Here is a 25,292-nt window from a genome sequence, read left to right as displayed (position 1 = left end):
GCTGCGGGCGCCGGTCGCGCGCGGCCGGCGCCGTGCGCGCGGTGGCCGATCTTCCTGCGTCGGTCGCGCCTCGAGAGGCCGCCCTGGTGTCGCCCGTGGGCCCGCCGGCACGTGTCGCGCGCGCCGAGCGGCGCAACTCGCCGGGAGTGCGCTCGTAGACCGCGGCGATCGTGTCGTTGAACTGGCGCACGCTGCCGAATCCGGCGGCGAAGGCAACCTCGCTGATCGGGAGGGCGGTGCCGAGCAGGAGCAGGCGCGCGGTCTGGGCGCGGTGCGCCCGGGCGAGGGCGAGGGGACCGGCGCCGAGCTCGGCGACGAGCACCCGGGTGAGGTGGCGCGGGGTGTAGCCGAGGCGGCGGGCGAGGCCGGGCACGCCGTCGCGTTCGACTGTGCCGTCGTCGATCAGCCGCATCGCGCGGGCAGCGAGGTCGTCCCTCGTGTTCCAGTCGGGGGAGCCGGGCACCGCATCGGGCAGGCATCGCTTGCAGGCGCGCAGGCCGGCCTCGTGCGCCGCGGCGCTCGTCAGGTAGAAGGTGACATTGCCCGGCCGGGGGGTCGCCGCCGGGCAGCTCGGCCGGCAGTAGATCCCGGTCGTGTGCACGCCCGTGATGAACTGGCCGTCGAAGCGCCCGTCTCGGGAGCTCATCGCGCGGTACCGTTCGGCGAAGACCGGGTCGGCCAGGCGGTCGTCGCCGCGTTCCGCGGTGCCGGACCGGGCGGTGATGCTGGACCGGCCGGTCGTGCCGGACCGGCCGGGCGAGTGTCTGATGGCGTCGGGAGGGGTCACGCATCCAGCCTGCCATCCCCGGCCCGGCGACGGTAGCGGAATTCGGACATCGCCGACCCCGCCGCACGAGCCCTGTACGAGCCCTGCACGAGCCGCGCGTGCTGCATGCGACCCCCGAACGCGGTGGGAGCCGCAACCGGCCTGGCCGCTATCCTGTGGGTCATGACCCTTGAGCCAGCTCCCGCACCCGGTGCCGCCGCCCCGACTCTCGGCGCTCCCACGACACCGGTGTCCCCGGTGTGGACCGCACCCGTGCGCCGCACCCCCGGCGGCCTGATCGCCCTGACGGTGATCGGGCTCGTGCTCGGGGGCCTGGCCCTGCTGCTCGTCTTCGTCTACCTGTCCACGTTCCTCGGCGCATCCGCCCTCGGGCTGTGCCTGCTGCTCGCCCTCGTGCCGCTCACCGGCATCCTGCTCGTGGTGCGCTGGATCGACCGCTGGGAGCCGGAACCCCGTCCGGCGCTCTGGTTCGCCTTCCTCTGGGGAGCCGGTATCTCCATCGTCACCGCCCTCGTCTTCGACCTCGGCGTGCAGCTCGCGCTCGCCGCGGCGGGGAGTTCCCGCCCCGGCTCCGAGGCCGGAGCAGGCACAGACGCGTTCGCCGCCGTGCTGCAGGCGCCCCTCGTCGAGGAGGGCGCGAAGGGCGTCGGGATCCTGCTGCTGTTCCTCGTGCTCCGGCGTCAGTTCGACGGACCCGTCGACGGCATCGTCTACGCGGCGACGATCGCGGCCGGCTTCGCGTTCTCCGAGAACATCCAGTACTTCGGGGTGGCCATGCTCGACGGCGGGACGGAGAGTCTCGGCTTCACGTTCCTCGTGCGCGGGGTCTTCTCCCCGTTCGCCCATGTCACCTTCACCGCGTGTACCGGGATCGCGTTCGGCATCGCGAGCCGCAGCAGGGCCGGCGGAGCGCTTGGCCGGGTGCTGATCGTCCTCGCCGGATTCGCGCTCGCGGTCGCCCTGCACGCACTCTGGAACGGCGCGGCCTACCTGCTCACGAGCGACTCCGCCCTGCTCTTCTACTACGTGCTCGTGCAACTCCCGCTCTTCATCGGCTACATCGTCGCCGTCGTGCTGCTCCGGCGCCAGGAGGAGCGGATCACCGTCGCCCGGCTCGGCGAGTACGCCGCGGCCGGCTGGTTCACGCCCCGCGAGGTCTCGATGCTCGCGACGGGTCCAGGGCGGCGGCAGGCGCGCGCCTGGGCCGCCGGGCAGCCGCGGCAACGTCGCCTCGCGATGCGCCGGTTCATCGCCGACGCGACCCGGCTCGCCTTCGCCAGGCAGCGGATGCTGAACGGCACCGCCGACCGGGTCGCCCGCGCCGACGAGGCCGCACTTCTCGCCCTCGTCCAGGCGCACCGGGCGGTCGTCATCGGCTGAGGGCAGGCATCCGCTGCCCGACGACGGATGCCGCGCGCGGCAGGTCGACGAGCGGCCGGTTAACGGGCGGCCGGTTAACGGGCTGCCGGTTAACGAGTGAACTCGTCATCCGGTGGTGTGGCACTGCCGACAACTCTCCCGGATGACGAGTTCTTGCTGATATCGTGCGCCTTCGAGGGGCGTTCGCGCAAGGGGTAATTTTCAGCGTGCATGCTGCCGGGATATCCGATTGGATGGGTGCATGACTGATCTGAACACCAAGCCCGAACTCGACGCACCGGAGGGCCCAGCGCCCACGGAGCTCTCCATTACCGACATCGTGGTTGGCGAGGGCGCCGAGGCGACTCCCGGCGCGACCGTCGACGTGCACTACCTCGGTGTCGAATACGACACCGGCGACGAATTCGACTCCTCGTGGAGCCGTGGCCAGTCGATCAACTTCCCCTTGCGCTCGCTCATCGCGGGCTGGCAGCAGGGCATCCCCGGCATGAAGGTCGGCGGGCGTCGCAAGCTCGTCGTGCCGCCGCACCTGGCGTACGGTCCCGCCGGCGGAGGACACCGCCTCTCCGGTCAGACCCTCATCTTCGTGATCGACCTGCGCGGCGTCAGCTAGGCCGCACCGCTACCGGCGGTTCCCGTGCGCATCGATCACGACTCGTGGTCGATGCGCACGTGTTTAACCCGCGAGGTGTGTCCGCGCACGATCGTGACGGCGCTCTTCGAGACGGCGAAGTGCTTCGCGAGCAGCTTGACGAGGGCGTCGTTGGCGGCGCCCTCGACGGCCCGCTGCTGCAGGTAGACCGTGAGCGAGGCATCCGCCGGAGCGCTCGTCGTCGCAGGGGTGCCGAGCGCGGCCGGGTCGTCGACAGCGACGAGGGGACCCTTGCGACTGCCGGGCTTGACGTGCACCGTCAGGTTCACGGTTCGGGTCACGGTACTGCCTCCTGAAAACTCTTCCCTTCAACGCTAGTGGTCTGCGTTCGTCCGGATGAGAATGTCCCATGATCTCAATTGACTGCGCCCGCGCCCTCGAAGCCGCCGGGCTCGCCTGGCGGCCGTCCTCCGGCGACGCGTTCCGGATCGAACGGGCCGGCTTCGACGTCGAGGTGTTCACGGTCAGCGAGATGACCATCGAGCCGCACGAATTCGACACCGGCACCATTCTCGGGTTCAACGGAACGACCGAATGGGCACTCGACTCGCTCGCCCTCGAAGATGCGCTCTGGCTCCCGAGGGAGGACCAGCTCCGGGAGATGCTCGGAGCGGCCTTCCACTCCCTCGAACGGCTCGGCGACGACGCCTACCGGGTCACCGCGCTGCTCGCGGGAACGCTCGAGGCCGTCGAGGCGGCCGACGTGGCGGATGCCTACGGGCTGGCCGTGCTCCGCTTCCTGCGCCTCAGCCGGTAGTCGAGGCCGCTGGTCGAGGCCGCTAGTCGAGCCAGCCGGCGGTCATCCGCTGCACGGCCGAGCCGTCGGCATCGGCGAGTTTGACGCCGACGAACGCGCGCGCCGCGTCGGAGGTCTGCACCCGGAACGGCGGCCGCTCGCCGTCGAGCAGTGCCGCGACGGAGGCCCCGGCGCTCTCCGCCGATTGCGCGGCGCTGAACGACTGTGCGGCCCTGGCGAGGTAGCCCGCGAGGGCGGATGCGTATGGATCGTTCGGCGGGCTGGCGCGCGGGTCGAGGCCGACGTTGTCGACGAAGGACGACGCGACCGCGCCGGGTTCGACGACCGTGACCGCGACTCCCGCGGTCGCTGCGACGGGGGCGAGACTCTCCATGAACCCCTCGACCGCGAACTTCGCGGCGCAATACGCCTCGTTGAAGGGCTGGCCGACGACGCCGCCGACGCTCGTGACGGTGATCAGTCGGCCGCGGCCCTGTCTCAGGTGCGGCAGCGCCGCCCGGGTGACGCTCACGACACCGAAGAAGTTGACCTCCATGACCGCGCGCACGACGTCGAGGCTCTCGTTCTCGATCGTGCCGACGTGGCCGGCCCCTGCGTTGTTCACCACGGCGTCGATCCGGCCGTACCGGTCGAGCATGTGCGTGATGACCTCGGCGATCGACCCGGGTTCCGTCACGTCGAGGCGCCGGATGTCGAGGGTGACGCCGGCGGTTGCGCTCGCGTCGCGCAGGGCGCGCGCTCCCTCGAGGGTGCGCATGGTCGCGACGACCGTGTGCCCGGAGCGGGCGGCCGCAACCGCGGCCTGCAGCCCGATCCCCGAGGAAGTTCCGGTGATCAGGACGGTGCCGGGAACGGCCGTACCGCTCATCAGTACCGTTCGGGCTCTGGCCCGAGCGTGAACCGACGACCGCTGACCGTCTCCGGGACGATCTCCACGTAGATGTACTTGAGGGTCGGCACGAGAGGGCGCAGTGGCAGCTGGTCTGCGGCATCGATGTCGGTCTGGTGCTCGAGTACCCGCGCCCGGCCCCTGGCGACGACGCTCCAGGCCTCGTCGCGTCCGATGCCGTCCGTTTCGAAGGCGACCTTGTTGTTCACGGTGAGTTCGAGGAGCTTGGTGCCCTCCGCGGTGCGGAAGACCAGGCGCCGGTCGGCCGCCACGAAGTTGACCGGGTAGATGTCCGGCTCGCCCGCGATGCTGAGGGCGAGGCGGCCGAAGCTCGAGGAGATCAGGAGGTCCCAGCATTCCTCTTCGTCGAGGACATGCACCGGATACAGGTCGTTGGTTTCCATGGTTCATATTCCCACGCAACCGGGTACTCCGCCACCACCCTGCGCGGTCGTGGCGAACTCAGGGCAGACCCGAATGTCCCGGTCGCGCAGCACGGCCCGGTGACCAGGGCGACGCGCACCCCGAGCGCACCCCGAGCGCGGCGGTGGCGGTAGCCGGGGCGTCAGCCGTGGTCGTGTGCGGTGCGCACCCGGTCGACGAGCTGCCGCCAGGGGCCGGACAAGTCCGGTTCCGCGAGCACGACCTCGTGCGGGGCGCACCGGATGCGGTACACGTAGCGGTCCGGTTCCGGCGCCCTCTCGACGACGTCGTCCCAGGGCAGGGACGCGAGGAAATCGGCCCACGCCGCCGGGTCGGCCTGATCATCGACCTGGACCTCCCAGGTGACCCGCACTCCGGCGATGCCACCGCTTCGCGAAACGATGACCTTCATGCCCGCGATGTTACTCCGCCGAGTCCTTTCCCGAGCCCGACGCCACTCCAGCCGGCGACGACGGCGGCGTGCTCGCGGGAGCCGGGGCCGAACCGCCTGGTCGCCGCCGTGACGGTTGCGCGCGCGAACCCGGCGAAGTCGACGCGGGGCCGCAGCGTTCCGCTCGTGAGGGTGTCGAACCAGATCTGGCCGGCGCTCTCCCAGGCGTTGCCGCCCAGCTCGGCGGCCACGAGGTAGAACGCCCGGTTCGGGATGCCCGAGTTGAGGTGCACGCCGCCGTTGTCGTCTTCTCCGTCGACGTAGCCGGCCATGTCCGACGGCTGCGGGTCCATGCCGAGCACGTCGTCGTTGTATGCCGTTCCCGGGGCCTTGAGCGAGCGCAGCGCCGCGCCCTGGACCTGGTCGGTGAAGAGCCCCGCACCGATCAGCCAGCTCGCCTCGGCGACGGACTGCCCGAGGGCGAACTGCTCGACGAGCGCGCCGAACACGTCGGACACGGATTCGTTGAGAGCCCCCGACTGCCCTTCGTAGGTCAGGTTGGCGCTGAACTGGGTGACCCCGTGGGTGAGCTCGTGGCCGATCACCGTCAGGGACGCGGTGAACCGGGTGAACACCTGCCCGTCGCCGTCGCCGAAGACCATCCGCTCCCCGTCCCAGAAGGCGTTGTCGTAGTCGCGGCCGTAGTGCACACTCGCCTCGATGGGCATCCCGTGCCCGTCGATCGAGTCGTGCCCGAACCGGGTCCAGAACAGGGCGTGGGTGTGGCCGAGGCCGTCCCAGGCCTCGTTCACCGTGACGTCGCCGACGGGGACCTGGGCCTTCGACCGCACCAGGCGACCGGGCAGGCGTTCGAGGCCACCGGCATCCGAAACGGCCCGGTCGAGCTCACCGGGAGTGGCGGCCGTACCGCGGGTCGTCGGGCGCAGGGGCGGCGGATGCGCCGCGCTGCGTCGCTCGCGCAGCGGCGCGTCCCGCAGGAGCGAATGCCGTGCCGCCTCGGCTGCGCCCGCGTAGTGCGGGTCGTCGAGCCTGGCGAGCCGCACCAGGAGATACGGCGGAACGATGGCGCATCGGGTCACGTACTCTCGGCTGCTCATGGCTCGAGTGTGTCACTGCGCGCCGACAAACGCACGGCCCCGCGATGGATCGTCCGGGGTGACGGGACTTAGGGGGTCCCGGTCAGGCGGAGAATCCAGGCGCGGGTGCGACGCCGGGTCGCGAACCCGACGAGCAGCAGCCCGGAGACGACGAGAGCGATCCCGGTGGTCAGGACCGGTTCGACGTCGACTCCGGTGTGCGCGAGCCGGGAGAAGTCGACGGGCGGCAGCACGCCGGCCCGTGCGGCGGAGGTGATGGTCACCGGGTTCTGCGAGGCCGTCCCGGTGGAGGGGGTGCCGGAGGCGACCGGGGGAGCGACCGCGGTGACAGCAGGGGTGGTTCCTGTCGTGGTCGTCGTGGCCTCGACGGGAGTCGCCGCCGCGTGGGTCACCGCAGTTGCTCGGTTCACGGAGAGAACCCGGGTGAGGAGGGAGGTCGTGCACCGGACGGTCGAACCGCCGCCGTTGCTCGAGGCGTTGCACTGGTTGACCGTCACGGGGAGCTGCGCCGTTGTCGTCGATGCGGTGTCGACGCGGCAATAGACATCGCCGCCGCCGCCGTTGCCCGAACCGTTGCACTGCGTCACCGCTGCGCCGCTCGTGTTGCTCACGGGCGCACAGTCGAGGGTCGTCGACACGCCGGAGCCGACGCACTGGTTGACGGTCGCGGGCTTCGGCGTGGTGGATCCGGTCAGTGTGTTGACCACGCTGACGGAGCACAGGGTGTTGCCGCCGCCGACGTTGATCGAGCCGTTGCACTGGGAGACGGTCGTGACGAGCGTCGTGCCCGCGACGACGGTGGGGGCGCCGCAGTCGACGAGGGTGTTGGCCGCGTGGACGCAGACGATCGTGCTGACGGTCGAGCTCGTCGCGCCGGTGGCGAGGTTGAGGTTGTTCTCGACGACGACGGAGCATTCGACCGCACCGGTGCCGCCGCCGATCCCGGCAACGCCGTTGCACTGGGTGACGCTGCTGCCGAGCGGAGCGGCCGAGGCTGCGGGAACGGGAAGGACCGCCACGGTGACGGCGGCGAGGACGAGCGCGGCCGCGAGAAGCAGACATCGACGGAGCACGGTGGGAACGAATGAGCGAAAAGCCTGATGACTCGGAATGGGAGGCCCCCTTATGGGGTACAGTCTACCAATCTGCTATTAATATACCTAAAGAACTATTCATATTGCACTGCTGGAGTCAGATTGAGCGTGCATTAAGCATGCCTGGGCGACGGGCGGGCCATCGGTCGTGAGTGCAGGGGCCGCCGGAGGCGCGGTCGTAAACTCACAGCATGCGCTATGGAATCGTCATCCTGCCCCAGGACCCCTGGCCGGAAGCCGCCCGCAAGTGGCGGGGAGCCGAACGGCTCGGCTTCGACCACGGCTGGACCTACGACCACCTGTCCTGGCGCAGCCTCGCCGACGAGCCGTGGCACGCCACGATTCCCACGCTCACGGCGGCCGCGCTCGTGACCCGCGAGCTGCGGCTCGGCACCTTCGTCTCGAATCCGAACTTCCGGCATCCGGTGCCCTTCGCCAAGGAGCTCGCGACACTCGATGAGCTGTCGGGCGGGCGGTTCCTGCTCGGCGTGGGGTCGGGCGGCACCGGTTTCGACGCGACCGTGCTCGGGCAGCGCGCGTACACCGGGCCGGAACGGCACGCGCGGTTCACCGAATTCGTCACCCTGCTCGACTTGCTGCTCCGCGGGGAAGCGGAGGGCAGCACGGCCGGGATCGACTTCAGCGGCGACTGGTTCACGGCCGTCGGTGCGCGCATGGTCGGCGCGCCCGTGCAGGCGCCGCGGCTGCCCTTCGTGATCGCGGCGAACGGGCCGAAGGGGCTTCGCCTCGCTGCGACCCACGGAGAAGGCTGGGTGACGACGGGACCGGACGGCGCGACCGGCGACGCCTGGTGGGCCGCGGTCGCCACCCTGGCCGGGCGCCTCGACGATGCCGCGCACGCGCTCGGTCGCGAGCCGGCCTCGATCGACAGATACCTCAACCTGGACAGCGGTGGCAGCTACTCCCTGCAGAGCGTCGGAGCGTTCGATGACGCCGTCGGCCGGGCCGCGGAACTCGGCTTCACCGACGTGATCAGCCATTGGCCGCGCCGCATCGGCATTTACGCCGGTTCAGAAGAGGTGCTCGAGGCCGTCGCTGCCGCGCGGATGCCGCCCCGCGCCTAGCCGCACGTCCGTCCGGCCCGTTCCGAATTCAGGAGTCGCACCGCTTTCGGCGCCGTTCCGGCCTGATTCAAGCCCGGAACATGCTCAACTCCTGAATTCGGAACGCGGGTGGCGGGTCAGACGTCGATCCGGTAGCCGCGCTTGATCACCGTCGCGACGAGGCCCGGTTCGGGGAGCGCCTGGCGCAGCCTGCTGATCGCGACGTCGACCGCGTGGTCGTCCTGCATCTCCGGCAGCGTCGCGGTCAGGCTCGCCCGGGAGGTGACCGTGCCCCCCGCAGCGAGCAGCACCCGCAGCAGCGTCAGTGAGCTCGGCGGCAGGGTGGTTCGGGCGCCGGCGACGGAGAACAGCCGGCCGCGGAGCTCGACGGGCCCGAACCGGGTGTCGAGGCGCAGCACCCGCTGTTGCTCGAGGTGGTCGCAGACGAGCTTGATCAGTGCGCCCATCCGGAACCGCTCAGGCACGATCGGTGCGAGTCCTGCGGCGATCAGGGGCCCGGCCGTGACCGGGCCGACGGCCGCGGCGACGACGGTCTCGCTGAAGGCGTCCTGCAATTCGTCGAGCCGGCCGATCGAGTCGGCGACTCCGAACAGCGCCATCACCGCCGGGGCGCTCGTGAAGGTGACGGCATCGACGCCGCCCGCGCAGATCAGGTCGACGAGGCGGAGCACGCGTGCGGAGTCCTCCGGCAGCAGCCAGCGATAGGGCGCGACGGTCAGCACCGTCGCGCCGGCCGCGACGAGGCGTTCGAGCTGGGGCTGGTCGGTGAAGCCGTGCAGTTGCACCGCGATCGTCTTGCCGGCTGCGCCGTCCCGCAGCACGTAGTCGACGAGGGACTTGGTGGTTTCCTCGTCGCTCATCCCGTCGTCGTCGAGGCCGGCCGCCCGGACGGCGCCGCGCGCCTTCGGACCGCGCACGAGGATGCTGGAGTGCTCGAGGGTCCCGGTGAGCTCGTGGCCGATACCCGCGGCATCCGCCGCCTCGAACCAGCGCCGGATGCCGTACGAGGTCGTCGCGAGGAGGATGTCGGGTCGGCCGGCGATGATCGCCTCGGTGTCGCTCGTGATCCGGGCGTCGTCGGCGGCCGCCGCGATCCGGATGGCGGGCGCGTGGACGACCTCGGCTCCCCGGCGCTCGAACGCGGCGATGAGGTCCTCCGAGCGCCGGTCGCTCGTGACGGCGATGCGGAATCCCTCGAGCTGGTCAGCGCGGAACCCGGGCTGGCTGGCTTCGGCGCTCGTGTCGTTGACGGTGTCTCCGGCTCGTCGGGTGGTGTCGGTGGGCTGTGGCGACACGGACCGGCGTGCGGGGCGGATGTCCCCGGTCGGTGTCGGGCGTTCAGTCAGTGCTCGGCGTTGCTCGCGATGGCCTGCAACAGTTCATCACTGGCGGCGTCGTCGTGCTCGGACAATCGTACGACCTCGCCGATCACGAGGACGGCGGGGGAGCGGGCGCCGAGCTTCGCGGCGAGCGGGGTGATCGTGTCGAGCCGGGCCTTCGTGGTGCGCTGCTGCGCGGAGAAGCCCTGCTCGACGATCGCAACGGGCATGTCGGTGCGCATCCCGTGGCGGGCGAGCCCGGCGGTGAGGTGTGGCAGCGTTCCGATGCCCATCAGGACCACGATCGTGCCGCCGAGCCCGGCGAGGTGCGCGAGTTCGTTCTCGCTCAGCGGCGCGTGGCCGGAGAGCACGGTGAAGACCCGGCTGAGGTCCCGGTGGGTGACCGGGATGCCCGCTGCGGCCGGCACCGAGATCGCGCTCGTCACTCCGGAGATGACCGTGACCGGAACCCCGGCCTCGCGGCACGCGACCACTTCCTCGCCGCCGCGCCCGAACACGAACGGGTCGCCGCCCTTGAGCCGGACGACGGTGAGGCCGGCGAGGGCGCTGTCGACGAGCATCCGCTCGATCTCGGCCTGCGGGGTGGCGTGGTGCCCCGGTGTCTTGCCGACGTCGACGTGCTCGGCGCCGGGGCACCACTCGTCGAGCCGGTCGTGCGGGCTGAGCTTGTCGTAGAAGACGATGTCGGCGTCGCGGAGGGCCTGGACGGCGGCCATCGTGAGCAGGCCGTCGTCGCCGGGGCCACCGCCGACGAGGGTCACCCGTCCGAGCGGGGCAACGGATGCCGCTGGTTCGCGACTCAGCCAGACCCGCTGCGAGGCGCAGGCATCGACGATGATGCGCTCGGTGGCCGCGGACACTTCGACGAGCACGACGAGGTCGACCGCGGAGACGAGGTCGCGCCAGCCGTGCGGGAAATGCGGGTATTCGACGGGGCGCACCTGCGGGTGCGGTCTCTCCGGCGGATGCCCGTCGACGGGAACAGAGGCCAGGTAGACGATCGCTTCAGCGGCCAGGAACCGGGCGAGTACCCGTCTGGCCGCGAGGGCACCTCCGAAGACGAGGACCCGGCGGCCGGCCAGGTCGAGGCTGATGTCCATGGTTCACACTCCCTGTCGCAGTTCGATGGTGCGTTCGCTGGTGGTGGTGGTGGTCGCGCCGGAGTTCGCGGTCGCGTCGCGGGGTCTGACCGGGATGCTCAGGCCGGAGACCAGCACGGCCTCCCGCTCCGCCGGGCGCGCCGGGCGGGGCTGATCGCGTTCGATGACCTGCAGGAGAGCGGGGTCCGCGGTGCCGGGGGCGTTGACGAAGGACCGGAACCGACGCAGGCGCTCCGGATCCTTGAGGGTGGCGGCCCATTCGTCCTCGTAGTTGCCGACGTGGACGAGCATGGCGGCCTCGAGTTCGTCGGCGATGCCGAGAGAGTCGTTGCAGACGACGTCGCGCACGTGGTCGAGCCCGCCCTCGAGGTCTTCCTGCCAGCGCGCGGTGCGCTGCAGGCGGTCGCCGGTGCGGATGTAGTACATCAGGTAGCGGTCGATGTAGCGGATCAGGGTCTCGTCGTCGAGGTCCTGGGCGAGGAGCTGGGCGTGGGCGGGCTGGAAGCCGCCGTTGCCGCCGACGTAGAGGTTCCAGCCCTGGTCGGTCGCGATGATGCCGACGTCCTTGCTGCGCGCCTCCGCGCACTCGCGGGCGCACCCGGAGACACCGAGCTTGAACTTGTGCGGTGCGCGGAGCCCCCGGTAGCGCAGTTCGAGGTTGATCGCCATCGCGACTGAGTCCTGCACGCCGAAGCGGCACCAGGTCGACCCGACGCAGCTCTTCACCGTGCGGAGGGACTTTCCATAGGCCTGGCCGGACTCGAACCCGGCCTCGACGAGGATCTTCCAGATGTCGGGAAGCTGTTCGAGACGGGCGCCGAACAGGTCGATGCGCTGGCCGCCGGTGATCTTGGTATAGAGGTTGAAGTCGGCGGCGACCTCGGCGATGACCATGAGCTTGGCCGGCGTGATCTCGCCGCCCGGGATCCGGGGCACGACCGAGTACGTGCCGTCCTTCTGCATGTTGGCGAGGGCGCGGTCGTTGGTGTCCTGCAGGGCGCCGCGGCCGCCGTCGAGGATGTAGCCCGAGGTCTGCGTCGCGAGGATCGAGGCGATCACGGGCTTGCAGATGTCGCAGCCGAGTCCACTGCCGAACCGGCCCATGATCTCGTCGAAGTCGGTCAGCTGCAGGATGCGGACGGATTCGAAGAGTTCGCTCCGGCTGAGCGCGATGTGCTCGCAGAGGGCGTGGGAAACGGTGACGCCCGCCCTCGTCAGTTCGGTTTCGAGGATCTTCTTGACCAGAGGCACACAGGAACCGCACTGGGTGCCGGCCCGGGTGCACGCCTTGAGCTGGCCGAGTTCCGTGCACGCCTCGGTGTGCTCATCGCCGCGGATGCCGGCGCGCACGGCGCCGACCGACACGTTGTTGCAGGAGCAGAGTTGCACGTCATCCGGCAGGTCACTGCTTGCCGGCGGTTCGGCGCCGGCCGCGGAGAGGTAGGCGCTCGGCTCGGCTCCGAGCTCGCGACCGAGCAAGGGCCGCAGCGCCGTGTACGGCGAGGCGTCGCCGACGAAGATGCCGCCGAGGAGGGTCTTCGCATCGTTCGTCACGACGATCTTCTGGTACAAACCCCTGGCCGGGTCCGCATAGACGACCTCGAGGGAGTGCTCTGTCGCCCCGAGGGCGTCGCCGAAGCTCGCGACCTCGACCCCGGAGAGCTTGAGCTTGGTGGCGTCATCGACGCCGGGGAAGACGGCGGCGCCGCCGTGCAGCCGATCGGCGACGACCTCGGCCATCGCGTTCGCGGGGGCGACGAGACCGACACAGCTGCCGTTCACGCTCGCGACCTCGCCGATGGCCCAGATGCCGGGGATCGACGTGCTGCAGGCATCCGTGATCTCGATGCCGCCGCGCGGGCCGAGGTCGAGGCCGGCCACGCGGGCGAGTTCGTCGCGCGGGGTGATGCCGATCGAGAAGACGACGAGGTCGGCGTGCAGCTGGGTGCCGTCGGTGAGCGTGACGCCGAGCACGCGGCCGGTCGGGGAAGTGAGCACCTCGGTGGGACGGTTGCCGAGGGCGAGGGTGATGCCCTGGGCCTGGATCAGCCGGCCGAGCGCCTGCCCGGCCCCCTCGTCGAGCTGCGCGCTCATCAGCCAGCGGCCGGAGTGCACGATCGTGGCCGAGCCTCCGAGACGCTGCAGGCCCCCGGCGGCCTCGAGGCCGAGGAGTCCGCCGCCGACGACCACGACGTTCGCCGGCCGGCCGAGCCGCTCGCGGAGACGGGCGACTTCGGCGACGAGGAAGTCGACGTCCTCGATGGTGCGGTAGACGTGGCCGGCTTCGGAACCGGGGATGGGAGGGACGGTGGCGGACGATCCCGTCGCGAAGACGAGCTCGTCGTAGGAGAGGGTCTCGCCGTCGGCGAGGGTGACGGTGCGGCCGGCCGGGTCGATGCTGTCCACCCGGCTGCCGCCGCGGTAAGCGATGCCGGGGGCCTCCCAGAGCGCCCGGTCGCCGAGGGTGAGGTCCTCGGAGTCGACGAGACGGCGGGAGAGGGCGACCCGGTCGTACGGCAGGTGGCGCTCGTCGCCGAGGACGAGGAGTTCGCTGTCCTCACCGGGCGTCGACCTCGCCTGCATGGCCTCGGCGAACCGGTGCGCGGCGGGGCCGCCGCCGATGACGACGATGCGTCGGGGGACGCCGGAAGGCCGGGGGGCTGCCCCAGCGGCGTCGAACGTGACGTTGTCCATGGCGGAGCCTTCCGTAGGTGGTGCTGCCAGCCTAAAAGGGCCGCGTTTCCCCTCGGTTGCGCCCATGTAACAAGGTGTGACCGGGACCTCACCGGCCCGCCGGGGAAGGGTGAGGACTTCTTTACGCATTCGACGCGCCCGGCGCGGACCCGCGAAACGTGGCCGATTTAGCGTGAGGGAATCGCCCACCCGGCGTGGCAGACCTCACAGAAAGCGGGATCACTCGTGAACCACCCCGGCACCTGGATCCGCGTTTGTTCCCTCGATGAACTCGAGCCGCTCTGGGGCGAAGCCGCCCTGATCGGCGATGAGCAGCTCGCCATCCTGCTGCTTCCGGACGGCGGTCTGTACGCCGTCGACAACCGCGACCCCGCAACCGGGTCATTCGTGATGAGCCGCGGCATCGTCGGATCGCGCGGTGACCGGTTCACCATCGCCTCCCCCCTGCATAAGCAGGTCTACGACCTCGAGACCGGCGAATGCTTCACCTCCGCCGAGTACTCGCTGCGCACCTACCCGGTCAGGGTCGAAGACGGCGAGGTGCACGTGCACCTGCCCCTGCCCGAAGCCGCCTGACCTTCCCACCGTCCTTCCCCTGCACTTCCCCCCGCACACCCATCCCGAGGAGAACACCATGACTGCAGTCGATACCCCCACAACCGGCCTCCGCACCGGCCCGAGCCTGGTCCACCGCCCCGGCCGGTGGATCGACAACTGGAACGCCGAAGACGCCGAACAGTGGAACGACGGCGGCAAAGCCATCGCCTCCCGCAACCTCAAGTGGTCGATCTTCGCCGAATTCCTCGGCTTCGTGATCTGGCAACTCTGGAGCATCGTCGTCGTGCAGCTGCCCAAGGCCGGCTTCACCTTCGACACCGGTCAGATCTTCTGGCTCATCTCGATGCCGAGCCTCGTCGGCGCGACGCTGCGCTTCCCGTACACGTTCATGGTCGCCCGCTTCGGCGGCCGCAACTGGACCATCATCTCGGCCGGGCTGCTGCTGATCCCGTCGATCGCCCTCGGCTTCTGCGTCGGCAACCCGGCCACCCCGTTCCCGGTGATGCTCGTCGTCGCGGGCCTTGCCGGCCTCGGCGGCGGCAACTTCGCGAGCTCGATGTCCAACATCACCTACTTCTACCCGCAGAAGCAGAAGGGCTGGGCCCTCGGGCTCAACGCCGCCGGCGGAAACCTCGGTGCCGCCGTCGCCCAGCTCGTCGTCCCGATCGTGATCACGATCGGCGCCGCCGGAACCCTGAACCTCTCGCTCGCCGGCTGGTTCTGGGTGCCGTTCATCCTCGTCGCGATGTGGGGAGCCTGGAAGCACATGGACAACCTGTCCAGTGCCAAGGCCGACTTCGCCGGCTCGCTCGCGGCGCTCCGCGAACCGCACCTCTGGATCCTCTCCCTGCTTTACATCGGCACCTTCGGTTCCTTCATCGGCTTCGCGAGCGTCTTCCCGAAGCTCATCGCCGACCAGTTCCCGGAGTACTCCACCTTCCACATCATGGCCGCGTCGATCTCGCTCGCCTTCCTCGGTGCCCTCGTCGGCTCCCTCGCCCGGCCGGCCGGCGGCAAGCTCGCCGACCGCTTCGGCGGGGCCCGCGTCACGATCGCCGCCTTCGGCGTGATGGCCCTCGGCGCGCTGCTCGTGATCGCGGTGCTGTCTCTCGGCAACTTCTGGCTGTTCCTGGCGAGCTTCCTACTCATCTTCGTCGCGACCGGCGTCGGAAACGGCTCGACCTACCGGATGATCCCGAGCGTCTTCGCCGCCCGCAGCGGCGTGACCGACGCCCACACGAATTCCGGCGACGTCAGCACCCAGCGCAAGACCGCGGCCGCGCTCGGCCTTATCTCCGCGATCGGCGCATACGGCGGGTTCATCATTCCGCAGGTGCTCGGAAACTCCAAGGTCGCGACCGGCAGCTATACCGCCGCGATCTACGCCTTCATCGGCGCCTATGTCGTGATGATGATCGTCACCGCGTTCTGCTACCTCCGCCGCGGCTCGTCCGTGGCCGGGCAGCGCATTTAGCCGGCATCCGCCCAGCACCCACCCACCAGGAGGAGTCCCCGTGACCGCACCCCGCGCATCCGTCGCCCGCCCGAGCGTCGACACGCACTGCCCGTACTGTGCGCTGCAGTGCGCGATGACGCTGACGGGCACGGAGGCCGCGGGCATGGGCGCCGCGGGCACGGATGCTGCGGGCACGGATGCTGCGGCTCGCCCGGGCGTGACCGTGGCCGGCCGGGCATTCCCCACCAACCGGGGCGGCCTGTGCAAGAAGGGCTGGACGGCCGCCGAACTGCTCGTGTCGCCGGAGCGGATCCTGACGCCGATGCTCCGGCAGCCGGACGGGAGCTTCGAACCGGCGAGCTGGGACGAGGCGCTCGACCTCGTGGCCGCCCGGCTCGCCGACACCCGCGCGCAGCACGGCGCGGACTCGGTCGGGGTCTTCGGCGGCGGTGGCCTGACCAACGAGAAGGCCTACCAGCTCGGCAAGTTCACCAGGGTCGCGCTCGGCTCCTCCCGGATCGACTACAACGGTCGGTTCTGCATGTCCTCGGCCGCAGCGGCGGGCAACCGCGCCTTCGGCCTCGACCGAGGACTGCCGTTCCCGGTCGAGGACCTCGACTCGGCGGACACGATCCTGATCCTCGGCTCCAACGTGGCCCAGACCATGCCGCCGTTCATCGGGCACCTCGAGGGCGCCCGCCGCGCCGGCGGCCTGATCGTCGTCGACCCGCGCCGCTCGGCGACCGCACGCCTCACCGAGGACGGCGGCGGCCTGCACGTGCAGCCGACGCCCGGCAGCGACCTCGTGCTCCTGCTCGGTCTCACGCACATCGTGATCGCGGAGGGCCTCATCGACACCGACTACCTGGCCCGGCGCACGACCGGCTTCGAAGCCCTCCGCCGCAGCGTTTCCCGGTGGTGGCCGGAACGGGTGCAACAGCTCACCGGCGTCCCGGTGCCGCAGCTCCGCGGCCTCGCCCGCCGCCTCTCGGCCGGGACGGGCACCTATATCCTCACCGGCCGCGGAGTCGAGCAGCACGTCGACGGCACGGACACCGCGACCGCCGCGATCAACCTGAGCCTCGTGCTCGGCCTCGTCGGCACCCGCCGCTCCGGCTACGGCACCCTCACCGGGCAGGGTAACGGCCAGGGCGGCCGCGAGCACGGCCAGAAGTGCGACCAGCTCCCCGGGTACCGCAAGATCACCGACCCGGCCGCGCGTGCCCACGTCGCCGGCGTCTGGGGCGTGTCCCCGGAGAGCCTGCCGGGGGCCGGCGTGCCCGCGATCGAGCTGCTCGACTCGCTCGGCGCGCCCGGCGGCATCCGCTGCCTGCTCGTGCACGGCTCGAACGTCGTCGTGTCCGCCCCGGACTCCAACCGGGTGCGCGCCGGCCTCGAGGCCCTCGACTTCCTCGTGGTCTGCGACTTCTTCTTCTCCGAGACCGCGCGCTTCGCCGACGTCGTGCTGCCGGTCACCCAGTGGGCAGAGGAGGAGGGCACGATGACCTCGCTCGAGGGCAGGGTCATCCGCCGCCGCACGGCGATCGGCGCGCCGGACGGGGTGCGCAGCGAACTCTGGATCTTCCAGGAACTCGCGCGCCGGCTCGACTCCGCCGGCACGTTCAGCGCCGACCCGGCCGAGGTGTTCGACGAGCTCTGCCGCGCGAGCGCGGGCGGGCTCGCCGACTACTCCGGCCTGAGCTACGGGCTGCTCGACACGGGGGAGGCCGCGTACTGGCCGTACCCGGCCGGGTCGGCCGGCACCCCTCGGCTCTTCCTCGACGGCTTCGCGCACGCAAACGGCCGCGCGCGCATCGTCGCCGTGCAGGCCAGGGTGACGGATGCGCCCGCCCAGCGGGATGGCACGGTCACCCTCATCACCGGCCGGCTTCTCGAGCACTACCAGTCGGGGGCCCAGACCCGCCGGGTGCCCGAGCTGCAGCAGGCCCAGCCGCAGGCCAGGCTCCAGGTGCACCCGGCGACCGCCGCCCGCCTGGGTCTCGTCGACGGTGGCGAGGTCGAGGTCGGTAATGCCCAGGGAGTCGTCAGCTGTGTCGCCGAGGTGACCGGCGGCATCCGCCCGGACACCGTGTTCCTGCCCTTCCACTTCCCCGGCGCCCAGCGGGCGAACCTGCTCACCCTCGGGGTCACCGACCCCGTCTCCGGCATGCCCGAGTTCAAGCGCACGACCGTGCGGGTACGCGCGTTGACGCGGACGCCGGGGGCCGATCTTGCGGATGCCGTTTCCGCCAGGTCGACCCGAACGGATGCCCATGCCTGAGTCGATCGTCGCAGTGCCCGGCGCGGGCACGATCGGTGCTGTGCCCGCTGCCGCCGCACCGACCCGGATCGTCCTCGTCGGCTACGGCCCGGTCGGGGCCCGCCTCGTCGAGGAACTTCTCCCGGTCGTGCGTGCGGGCCTAGCCACCCTGACCGTTGTCGGCGCGGAGGCCGCGGACGCCTACAACCGGGTGCTCATTGCCGACTATGCCGTTGGCCGCTCCGACCGTGGCGCGCTCGACCTGACGGACACCGACGCGGCCAGGGCGGCGGGCGTCGACATCCGCACCGGAGAGATCGTCACCCGGATCAACCGGGTGCGACGCACGGTGACCCTCGGCGACGGCACCCACCTCGGCTACGACCGGATCGTGCTCGCGACCGGCGCCCGCGCCAACGTCCCGACTCTCGACGGGGTGACCCGGGTGCGCCGCTCCCTGATGTGCCCGCCGTCGGATGCGGCCTCGCTCGACACCGCGGATGCCCCGCTGCCCCGCGGGGTCACCGCTCTCCGTGACCTCGACGACGCGGAGACCGTGCTCGCGACCGTGCGCTCGGGAGGCCGGATCGTCGTGCTCGGCGCGGGGGTGCTCGGCATGGAGTTCGCGCTCGCCGCGGCCCAGGCCGGGAGCGATGTCTGCGTTGTCTACCACGCCGACATTCCGCTGAACCGCAATCTCGATCGCGGCGGCGGAACGGTGCTCGCCCGCAGCGCGCGCCGGGCCGGCGTCACCATGGTCAGCCACGCCAGGGCCGAGAGCATTCTCTTCACCGCAGACACCGACGGCCACGACCGCTTCGACGCGCTGATCTGCGCCGACGGCAAGCAGATCCCCGGAGACCTGCTCGTGCTCAGCTGCGGCATCGGCGCCCGCACCGAGCTCGCCGGCCTCGCCGGCCTGAGCGTGTCGACGGGCATCCTCGTCGACGAGTCCCTGCGGAGCTGGACCGACCCCGCCATCTTCGCGATCGGCGACTGCGCGCACGTCGCCCCCCGGCCGGCCCCCGGTGCCTCCCAGGCTGCACCCGCCGGAGGCCCCACCGGCCTGATCGGACCCGGCTGGCGCCAGGCCGACTGGCTCGCCGCCCGCTTCACCGCGGAAATCGAGCACGACGCCAGGCCCGCGGACGCCCTGACCGTCGCCCCTGTCGCCCCAGCTCCGGTCGCAGCCGCTCCCGTCCCCGCCGCTCCCGTCGACTTCGGGCCGGCGCTCGCCGCGCACACGCACGGCGTCGTCATGCTCAAGGCCGAGGGAATCGACGTCGTGGCCGCCGGCGACACGAGCGCGGACCCCTGGGACCTCGACCCCGCCCATCCCGACGACGGGCACGGGGCTGCGGAGCCCGTCCGCGGCAGGGACTGCGCGGGCGCACCGGTCCCTGCGCCGCCGCGCCTGGGCGTGTCGCAATGGGCGGACCCCGAGCACGGCCGGTACGTGAAGATGGTCACGCGCGGGGGCATCCTCACCGGCTTCATCTGCGTCGGGATGCCGCGCACCGGCGCCGAACTCACCCTCCTCTTCGAGCGCGGCAGCGAACTGCCCGCCGACCGTTCGCTGCTGCTGCGCTACGACGGCCCCGACGTAGACCCGGCGGGCGGCGGCGACGCCTTCGCCCCAGACGCGACGGTCTGCTGGTGCAACGGGGTCACGGTCGGTGCGATCACGGCGTCCGCGGAGGCCGGCAACACCGACGTCGCCTGCATCGGCTCGGCCACCCGCGCCGGAACCGGCTGCGGCGGCTGCAGAGGCCGCATCGGTGAGGTCCTCGAGCGTTTCGCCCTGACGAATTCGACGGAGATTTTAGGTTAAAGGCCGGAAGACCCGCCTCCCACGCATCGAAAACCCAAAATCTCCGTCGAATTGGTTCGGCCGGGGCGGTCACGAGACTTGAGGAATCTGTGGTTCGGCAGCATTTTCGCCGGCCGCGCCGCGGGGTGTGCTTAGCATGGGAGGCATGCGAGCGAAGCCGGAGCGAAAGACTCAGACCTCAGTCGGCACCTCAGCCTCAGCCTCAGGCGGGACCGCGGGTGAGAGCACCCCACGGGACCGTACCGTGAGGTCCCTGCTCGTCGACCGACTGGGGTGGCTGAGCATCCGCAGCGCCCAGCTGATCGTCGTGATCGTGCTGGGAATCGGCGTGGTGTTCGCCCTCGTGCAGCTCAAGCTCGTCGTCATTCCCACCCTGGTCGCGCTCATCCTGGCGGCGGCGCTCAGCCCGCTCGTGCGCTGGCTGCGCGCGAGGGGAGTGCCGGGGATGCTGGCGACCTGGCTCACCCTGCTCGGCGGGGTCGTCGTGCTCGGGGGCATCGTGACCCTGATCGTGTTCGCCGTGCGCAACCAGTGGTCCGAACTCGTCACCGCGGCCTCCGACGGCCTCGACCAGCTGCAGGGCTACCTGACGAACGGCCCGCTGTCGCTCGATGCCACCCAGTTCGAGGCCGCCAGAAACGCCGTGATCGACTTCGTGACGAGTGCCGAGTTCGGCAGCGGTGCGCTCGCCGGGGTGTCCGCCGCGGCCGAGGTGCTCACCGGAGCCGCCCTCGTCGTCGTCATCCTGTTCTTCTTCCTCAAGGATGCCGCGTCGATCTGGGCCTTCTTCCTGACGCCGTTGCGCGGATCCGCCCTCGCGCGAGCCCGCCGCATCGGCCAGACCGCTCCGGCTGTCCTCGGACAGTACGTGCGCGGGACCGCGACCATCGCCCTCTTCGACGGCGTCGTCATCGGTGCGAGCCTCGCCATCCTGCAGGTTCCGCTCGCCCTTCCGCTCGCGGCGATCGTCTTCCTCACCGCGTTCATCCCGCTGATCGGCGCGACGATCGCCGGGATCCTGGCCGCGCTCGTCGCCCTCGTCTTCAACGGGCCGATCGTGGCCCTCATCGTCGTGGCCATCGTCGTCGTGGTCAACCAGCTCGAAGGCGACCTGCTGAACCCGATCGTGATGGCCGGCGCACTCAAGCTGCACCCACTCGTGATCCTCGTCGCCCTCACCGCGGGAACCGTGCTCGGCGGCATCGCCGGCGCCGTGCTCGCCGTGCCGCTCGTGGCTGTCGCGTGGTCGATCGTGCGCGTCTGGGACCACCCTGCCGAGGCCGCCCCGAGCCCGCCGCGGCGTCGATTCTTCCGCCGCCGCCGCTAACCGATTCGACGGAGATTGTGCCCGGAAAGCGCTGAGAACTCGCTCCCACGTGCCAAGAACTCAAAAACTCCGTCGAATTGGTTGGGGCCGGTCACCCATTGTCGGGGCCGGGGTTGCAGCCTACGATGTCGGCAACCGGCTGACGGCGACCCGGTGACACCCGGGCCCGGACACCGGCCCCACTCCGGCGAGGAGGCCTGGAATGTCGGTGTCTACCCTTAAAGCGGTCGTAGATCGCGCGTTCGCCGAGCGCTACGGCGTGCCGGCGATCAACGTCGTGAACGACCTCACCATGGAGGCCGTCCTCGCGGGGGCCGTCGAAGCCCGGTCGCCGGTGATCGTGCAGACCTCGGTCAAGACCGTGAAGTCGATCGGGTCGCGCGTGCTCTTCAGCATGTGGGAATCGATGACGGCGGGCATCGACGTGCCGGTGGTGCTGCATCTCGACCATTGCCCCGAGCGGGCGGTCATCACCGAATGCCTCGAGCGCGGCTGGAACTCCGTGCTCTTCGACGCCTCCCGGCTCCCGGTCGCGGAGAACCAGCGGCAGACCGTCGAAGTCGTCGCGGAGGCCCGCACCTTCGGCGCACACGTCGAGGGCGAGATCGAGTCGATCACCGGGGTCGAAGACGGGATCGGCTCGGACACGGCATCCGCCAGGCAGTCGCTCGAGATCTCGCTGCGCTTCATCGAGGAGACCGGCGTCGACGTGTTCGCACCCGCGATCGGCAACGCCCACGGCGTCTACACCCGTGAACCCGTCCTCGACTTCCGGCGGGTCAGCGACATCGTCAGCGCGCACCCGATCCCGATCGCCCTGCACGGCGGGAGCGGCCTGAGCCCCGGCCAGTTCTCCGAGCTCATCGCGCTCGGCTGCGCCAAGGTCAACATCTCCACGGCGCTCAAGATCACCTTCATGCAGTCGAGCCTCGCCTACCTGAAGGACGCGGAGGCACGGGACAAGTGGGACCCGCCGTCGTTGTTCGGGCACGTCCGAACGGATATCGTCGCGCTGACCCGCGGACTCGCCGAGCAATTCGGCAGCGCAGGGAAGGCGTGACGGATGCCGGCACTCATCTTCGACTGCGACGGCGTCCTCGCCGACACCGAGCGCGACGGCCACCTGCCTGCGTTCAATGAGACCTTCCGCGAATTCGCCGTTCCGGTGCGGTGGAGCGACTCCGACTACGCGGTCAAGGTCAAGATCGGCGGCGGCAAGGAGCGGATGCGGAGCGCCCTGACGCCGGCGGTCGCCGCCGTCCTCGGCCTCCCGGACGACCCCGGCGCCCTGGACGAGGCCGTCGCGCGCTGGCACCGGCGTAAGACCGCCATCTACACCGACGCCGTCGCACGCGGCGCACTGCCGGGACGCCCGGGCATCAAACGGATCACTGCGGATGCGGCAGCCGCCGGCTGGACCCTCGCCGTCGCATCCACATCGGCGGAGCAATCCGTCCTCGCCGTGCTGACCGAGGCGGTCGGGCCGGACCTCGCCGCGCACTTCCGGGTCTTCGCCGGAGACGTGGTCGCTGCCAAGAAACCGGCGCCGGATATCTACCTCCTCGCCCTCCGCGAACTCGGCGTCCCTGCCGCAGAGGCCCTCGTCATCGAGGACAGCGCCAACGGCCTCCAGGCCGCGCTCGCCGCCGGCCTCCGCACTCTCATCACGGTGAGCGGCTACACGGCGGGTGAGGACTTCACCGGCGCCTCCCTCGTCGTCTCCTCGCTCGGCGACCCCGGCGGCCCCTCCGCGATCACCCTGAAGGACCCGCTGCACCTCGACGTCGGCCGCACCGTGGAACTGACCGATCTCACCGCCATCCTGGCCGCACCAGGACCGACCAGCCCAGGACCGCGCAGCCCAGGAATGACGAGCCCGGAACCGGAGACCCCATGACCCGCAGCAGCCTCGCCGACACCGAATTCGTGGTGCACAGCATCGCCCAGACCGCGGTCGACAACGAACGCGAGTTCGGCGACCTCGACGCCGTCGTCGGGGACGGCGACTTCGGGTTCTCCCTCGCCAGGGGCTTCGAGATCGTCCTCGCCGACTGGCCCGACTTCGACCGCAGCTCCCCGGCCGACTTCCTGAAGAAGATCGCCCTCGTCATCTCCGGCCGCATCGGCGGAACCTCCGGCCCGCTCTGGGGCACCGCATTCCTGCGCGCCTCGGCCGCCGTCGCCGGCAAGGCGGACCTCGACGGCGACGACGTCGTCGCCATGCTCCGGGCCGCCGCGGAGGGCATCAAGGCCAGGGGCAAGTCGAACCTCGGCGACAAGACGCTCCTCGACGCCCTCGTCCCGGCAACGGATGCCTTCGAAGCCGAACTCCGCGCCGGGAGTGACGGCCTGGCCGCGCTCGCCCGCGCCGCCGTCGTCGCGCGGGAACGCGCCGACGCGACGAGCTTCCTGCAGGCGCGCCGCGGCCGGGCCAGCTACACGGGGGAGCGCAGCATCGGGTCGCCCGATCCGGGTGCCGTCGCCGTCGCCGTGATCCTCGAACGCCTCAGCCGCGAATGGGCCGCGCGCGACGACCTCTGAACCCCAGGAACATCCGCACCAACGTCGGTACGCCTTTCTGCACGTTTCGGACCACCCACAAAGGAGATGGACACATGAAGAAGTTTGTCAACGACCCGAAGATGTATGTGCCGGACATGCTCAAGGGCCTTGCCCTCGCCAACCCGGACACCCTCCGCTATGTGCCGAAGTACAACCTGATCATGCGCGCCGGCGGTCCCAACCCGAACAAGGTGTCGATCATCCAGGGCTCAGGGTCCGGTCACGAACCCGCCCACGTGATGACCGTCGGCAAGGGAATGCTCGACGCGGCCTGCCCCGGCGACGTGTTCGCCGCGCCGCCGATGGACTACGTCTATGAGACCACCAAGCTGATGGCCTCCCCGAAGGGCGTGCTACTGCTCGTGAACAACTACACCGGCGACCGGATGGCCTTCGAAATGGCCCAGGAGATGGCCGAGAGCGACGGCATCACCGTCAAGACCCTGTTCATCGACGACGACGTCGCCGTGCAGGACTCGACCTGGACGGTCGGGCGCCGCGGCGTCGCGGGCAACTTCTTCGTGATGAAGGCCGTCGGCGCGGCCTCCGAGGCCGGCGCCTCCCTCGACGAGCTCGTCCGGATCGGCGAGAAGGTCGACAGCGTCACCCGCACGATGGGCATCGCCCTTACCTCCTGCACCCCGCCCGCGAAGGGATCCCCGCTCTTCGACCTCGGCGAGGACGAGATCGAGGTGGGCGTGGGCATCCACGGCGAACCCGGCCGCCGGCGCGCCAAGCTCACCACTGCGGACGAGATGACCGACGAGATGCTCGACGCCGTCGTGAACGACCTGCCCTTCGTCGCGGGAGACCGGGTCGCGCTCATGATCAACGGCCTCGGCGGCACCCCGATCAGCGAGCTCTACATCCTCTACGGCCACGCGCACGACGAGCTGACCCGCCGCGGCATCACGGTCGGGCGCAGCTACGTGGGGGAGTACTGCACCTCGCTCGACATGGCAGGCGCGTCCCTGACCCTCGTGCGTCTCGACGACGAGATCGAGGGCCTGCTCGCCGCGCCCGCCGAGATCGCCGCCCACGTGTTCTAGCGGATGCTGCCGCTGCCGACCGGGTTCAGTGTGCTGTGACGACCGCAGAGCGTGGAGCGCGCTGCCGATTTCTGCTAAGCTCTCTAGGTTGCCGTCCAACGGCCGCGGAACAAGAGAGCCCAGGCATTCGGCCCACGGGCACCGCGCAGTGAGAGAAAGGGGATCCCATCTATGGCACTCGAAGCTAATGCTAAGAAGGCGATCATCGAAAAGTACGCTACCCACCCAGGCGACACCGGGTCCCCCGAAGTCCAGATTGCCATGCTCACGCAGCGCATCCTCGACCTCACGGAGCACCTGAAAGAGCACAAGCACGACCACCACTCCCGTCGTGGCCTGCTTCTCATGGTTGGTCAGCGTCGCCGTCTGCTCGGCTACCTGTCCGACATCGACATCGCCCGCTACCGCTCGCTCATCGAGCGTCTCGGACTGCGTCGCTAGTCAGGCACGAAACCGGAAGCCGCGTCGATATCGCGCACTTCTGAAGCTGAACTTCAACGAAACGGGCCGTCACCTTCGGGTGGCGGCCCGTTTTGTCT

At 70.5% G+C, this 25,292-nt stretch carries 24 protein-coding genes; 14 read left to right on the top strand and 10 right to left on the bottom strand.

Annotation, left to right across the window (positions count from 1 at the left end; translation table 11 throughout):
- A partial coding sequence (locus E3O44_RS11935; RefSeq protein WP_174775077.1) for a bifunctional transcriptional activator/DNA repair enzyme AdaA occupies positions 1-646 on the bottom strand: 646 nt, incomplete at its 3' end.
- A gap of 303 nt (positions 647-949) precedes the next feature.
- On the opposite strand from E3O44_RS11935, the gene E3O44_RS11930 reads away from it, so the two are divergent.
- Together E3O44_RS11930 and E3O44_RS11925 are read left to right on the top strand one after the other, a co-directional pair.
- Entirely contained in the window at positions 950-2,167 is a 1,218-nt protein-coding gene (locus E3O44_RS11930) for a PrsW family intramembrane metalloprotease (RefSeq protein ID WP_134534994.1), read from the top strand.
- Positions 2,168-2,408: 241 nt separating this feature from the next.
- Positions 2,409-2,780 carry an FKBP-type peptidyl-prolyl cis-trans isomerase gene (locus E3O44_RS11925; protein WP_134534993.1) on the top strand — a complete coding sequence of 124 codons (372 nt, stop codon included), beginning with the start codon at positions 2,409-2,411 and terminating at the stop codon, positions 2,778-2,780.
- A gap of 35 nt (positions 2,781-2,815) precedes the next feature.
- On the opposite strand, the gene E3O44_RS11920 is transcribed toward E3O44_RS11925, so the two are convergent.
- Entirely contained in the window at positions 2,816-3,100 is a 285-nt protein-coding gene (locus E3O44_RS11920) for a DUF167 domain-containing protein (RefSeq protein ID WP_241976295.1), read from the bottom strand.
- A 68-nt stretch (positions 3,101-3,168) separates the two neighbouring features.
- On the opposite strand from E3O44_RS11920, the gene E3O44_RS11915 reads away from it, so the two are divergent.
- Positions 3,169-3,576, top strand: coding sequence for a hypothetical protein (locus E3O44_RS11915; RefSeq protein ID WP_134534992.1), 408 nt, complete (start codon positions 3,169-3,171; stop codon positions 3,574-3,576).
- Between the two features lie 22 nt (positions 3,577-3,598).
- On the opposite strand, the gene E3O44_RS11910 is transcribed toward E3O44_RS11915, so the two are convergent.
- The 5 genes from E3O44_RS11910 to E3O44_RS11890 all read right to left on the bottom strand — a co-directional run bounded on the left by E3O44_RS11910 (position 3,599) and on the right by E3O44_RS11890 (position 7,470).
- On the bottom strand, positions 3,599-4,444 hold the full coding sequence (locus tag E3O44_RS11910) for an SDR family oxidoreductase (protein ID WP_134534991.1): 846 nt from the start codon (positions 4,442-4,444) through the stop codon (positions 3,599-3,601).
- A complete protein-coding gene (locus tag E3O44_RS11905; protein WP_134534990.1) occupies positions 4,444-4,869 on the bottom strand; it encodes a pyridoxamine 5'-phosphate oxidase family protein in 426 nt (141 codons plus the stop codon). Before E3O44_RS11905 ends, E3O44_RS11910 begins: the two co-directional genes overlap by 1 nt.
- Before the next feature lie 161 nt (positions 4,870-5,030).
- Positions 5,031-5,300, bottom strand: a complete 270-nt coding sequence (locus E3O44_RS11900; RefSeq protein ID WP_134534989.1) for a protealysin inhibitor emfourin — start codon at positions 5,298-5,300, stop codon at positions 5,031-5,033.
- Complete coding sequence (locus tag E3O44_RS11895) at positions 5,297-6,397, bottom strand: M4 family metallopeptidase (protein ID WP_134534988.1); 1,101 nt, start codon at positions 6,395-6,397, stop codon at positions 5,297-5,299. The genes E3O44_RS11900 and E3O44_RS11895 overlap by 4 nt, the downstream gene beginning before the upstream one ends.
- Positions 6,398-6,465: 68 nt before the next feature.
- Positions 6,466-7,470, bottom strand: a complete 1,005-nt coding sequence (locus E3O44_RS11890; protein ID WP_134534987.1) for a hypothetical protein — start codon at positions 7,468-7,470, stop codon at positions 6,466-6,468.
- Between the two features lie 212 nt (positions 7,471-7,682).
- Between E3O44_RS11890 and E3O44_RS11885 the strand changes: the two genes are divergently transcribed.
- Positions 7,683-8,576 (top strand): LLM class flavin-dependent oxidoreductase, encoded by an 894-nt coding sequence (locus tag E3O44_RS11885; RefSeq protein WP_134534986.1) that lies wholly within the window; start codon positions 7,683-7,685, stop codon positions 8,574-8,576.
- 116 nt (positions 8,577-8,692) lie between these two features.
- Here E3O44_RS11885 and E3O44_RS11880 read toward each other — a convergent pair whose 3' ends face one another.
- From E3O44_RS11880 to nirB, 3 genes are read right to left on the bottom strand one after another with little or no spacing between them, the layout of a single operon-like run.
- The gene (locus E3O44_RS11880; RefSeq protein ID WP_134534985.1) at positions 8,693-9,871 is read right to left on the bottom strand and encodes a uroporphyrinogen-III synthase; all 1,179 of its coding nucleotides are present in this window, start codon (positions 9,869-9,871) and stop codon (positions 8,693-8,695) included.
- A 47-nt stretch (positions 9,872-9,918) separates the two neighbouring features.
- Positions 9,919-11,016: a uroporphyrinogen-III C-methyltransferase gene (cobA, locus tag E3O44_RS11875; protein WP_134534984.1), complete on the bottom strand. Its 1,098-nt coding sequence runs from the start codon at positions 11,014-11,016 to the stop codon at positions 9,919-9,921.
- A gap of 3 nt (positions 11,017-11,019) precedes the next feature.
- Positions 11,020-13,710 carry a nitrite reductase large subunit NirB gene (gene nirB, locus E3O44_RS11870; RefSeq protein WP_134534983.1) on the bottom strand — a complete coding sequence of 897 codons (2,691 nt, stop codon included), beginning with the start codon at positions 13,708-13,710 and terminating at the stop codon, positions 11,020-11,022.
- 225 nt (positions 13,711-13,935) lie between these two features.
- Here nirB and nirD point away from each other — a divergent pair, with 225 nt between their 5' ends.
- The 10 genes from nirD (at position 13,936) to rpsO (ending at position 25,194) form a co-directional block, all read left to right on the top strand.
- On the top strand, positions 13,936-14,286 hold the full coding sequence (nirD, locus tag E3O44_RS11865) for a nitrite reductase small subunit NirD (protein ID WP_134534982.1): 351 nt from the start codon (positions 13,936-13,938) through the stop codon (positions 14,284-14,286).
- A 58-nt stretch (positions 14,287-14,344) separates the two neighbouring features.
- On the top strand, positions 14,345-15,742 hold the full coding sequence (locus tag E3O44_RS11860; protein ID WP_134534981.1) for an MFS transporter: 1,398 nt from the start codon (positions 14,345-14,347) through the stop codon (positions 15,740-15,742).
- 115 nt (positions 15,743-15,857) lie between these two features.
- A complete protein-coding gene (locus E3O44_RS11855; protein ID WP_134535004.1) occupies positions 15,858-18,005 on the top strand; it encodes a molybdopterin oxidoreductase family protein in 2,148 nt (715 codons plus the stop codon).
- Complete coding sequence (locus E3O44_RS11850) at positions 17,998-19,815, top strand: NAD(P)/FAD-dependent oxidoreductase (RefSeq protein WP_134534980.1); 1,818 nt, start codon at positions 17,998-18,000, stop codon at positions 19,813-19,815. Before E3O44_RS11855 ends, E3O44_RS11850 begins: the two co-directional genes overlap by 8 nt.
- Before the next feature lie 244 nt (positions 19,816-20,059).
- Positions 20,060-21,142, top strand: coding sequence for an AI-2E family transporter (locus E3O44_RS11845; protein WP_241976294.1), 1,083 nt, complete (start codon positions 20,060-20,062; stop codon positions 21,140-21,142).
- 202 nt (positions 21,143-21,344) lie between these two features.
- Positions 21,345-22,202, top strand: a complete 858-nt coding sequence (locus E3O44_RS11840; protein WP_134534978.1) for a class II fructose-bisphosphate aldolase — start codon at positions 21,345-21,347, stop codon at positions 22,200-22,202.
- Between the two features lie 3 nt (positions 22,203-22,205).
- Positions 22,206-23,039, top strand: coding sequence for an HAD-IA family hydrolase (locus E3O44_RS11835; RefSeq protein ID WP_134534977.1), 834 nt, complete (start codon positions 22,206-22,208; stop codon positions 23,037-23,039).
- Complete coding sequence (dhaL, locus tag E3O44_RS11830) at positions 23,036-23,683, top strand: dihydroxyacetone kinase subunit DhaL (protein WP_134534976.1); 648 nt, start codon at positions 23,036-23,038, stop codon at positions 23,681-23,683. Before E3O44_RS11835 ends, dhaL begins: the two co-directional genes overlap by 4 nt.
- Before the next feature lie 74 nt (positions 23,684-23,757).
- Entirely contained in the window at positions 23,758-24,753 is a 996-nt protein-coding gene (gene dhaK / locus E3O44_RS11825; protein ID WP_134534975.1) for a dihydroxyacetone kinase subunit DhaK, read from the top strand.
- A 171-nt stretch (positions 24,754-24,924) separates the two neighbouring features.
- Positions 24,925-25,194: a 30S ribosomal protein S15 gene (gene rpsO / locus E3O44_RS11820; RefSeq protein ID WP_134449591.1), complete on the top strand. Its 270-nt coding sequence runs from the start codon at positions 24,925-24,927 to the stop codon at positions 25,192-25,194.
- Positions 25,195-25,292 lie beyond the last annotated feature (98 nt).

Origin of the sequence: Cryobacterium algoricola, from assembly GCF_004402485.1 — a bacterium.
Taxonomy (GTDB): domain Bacteria; phylum Actinomycetota; class Actinomycetes; order Actinomycetales; family Microbacteriaceae; genus Cryobacterium; species Cryobacterium algoricola.
The sequence above is the reverse complement of the archived record's forward strand: the minus strand, read 5'-3'. Positions and strand labels throughout refer to the sequence as shown.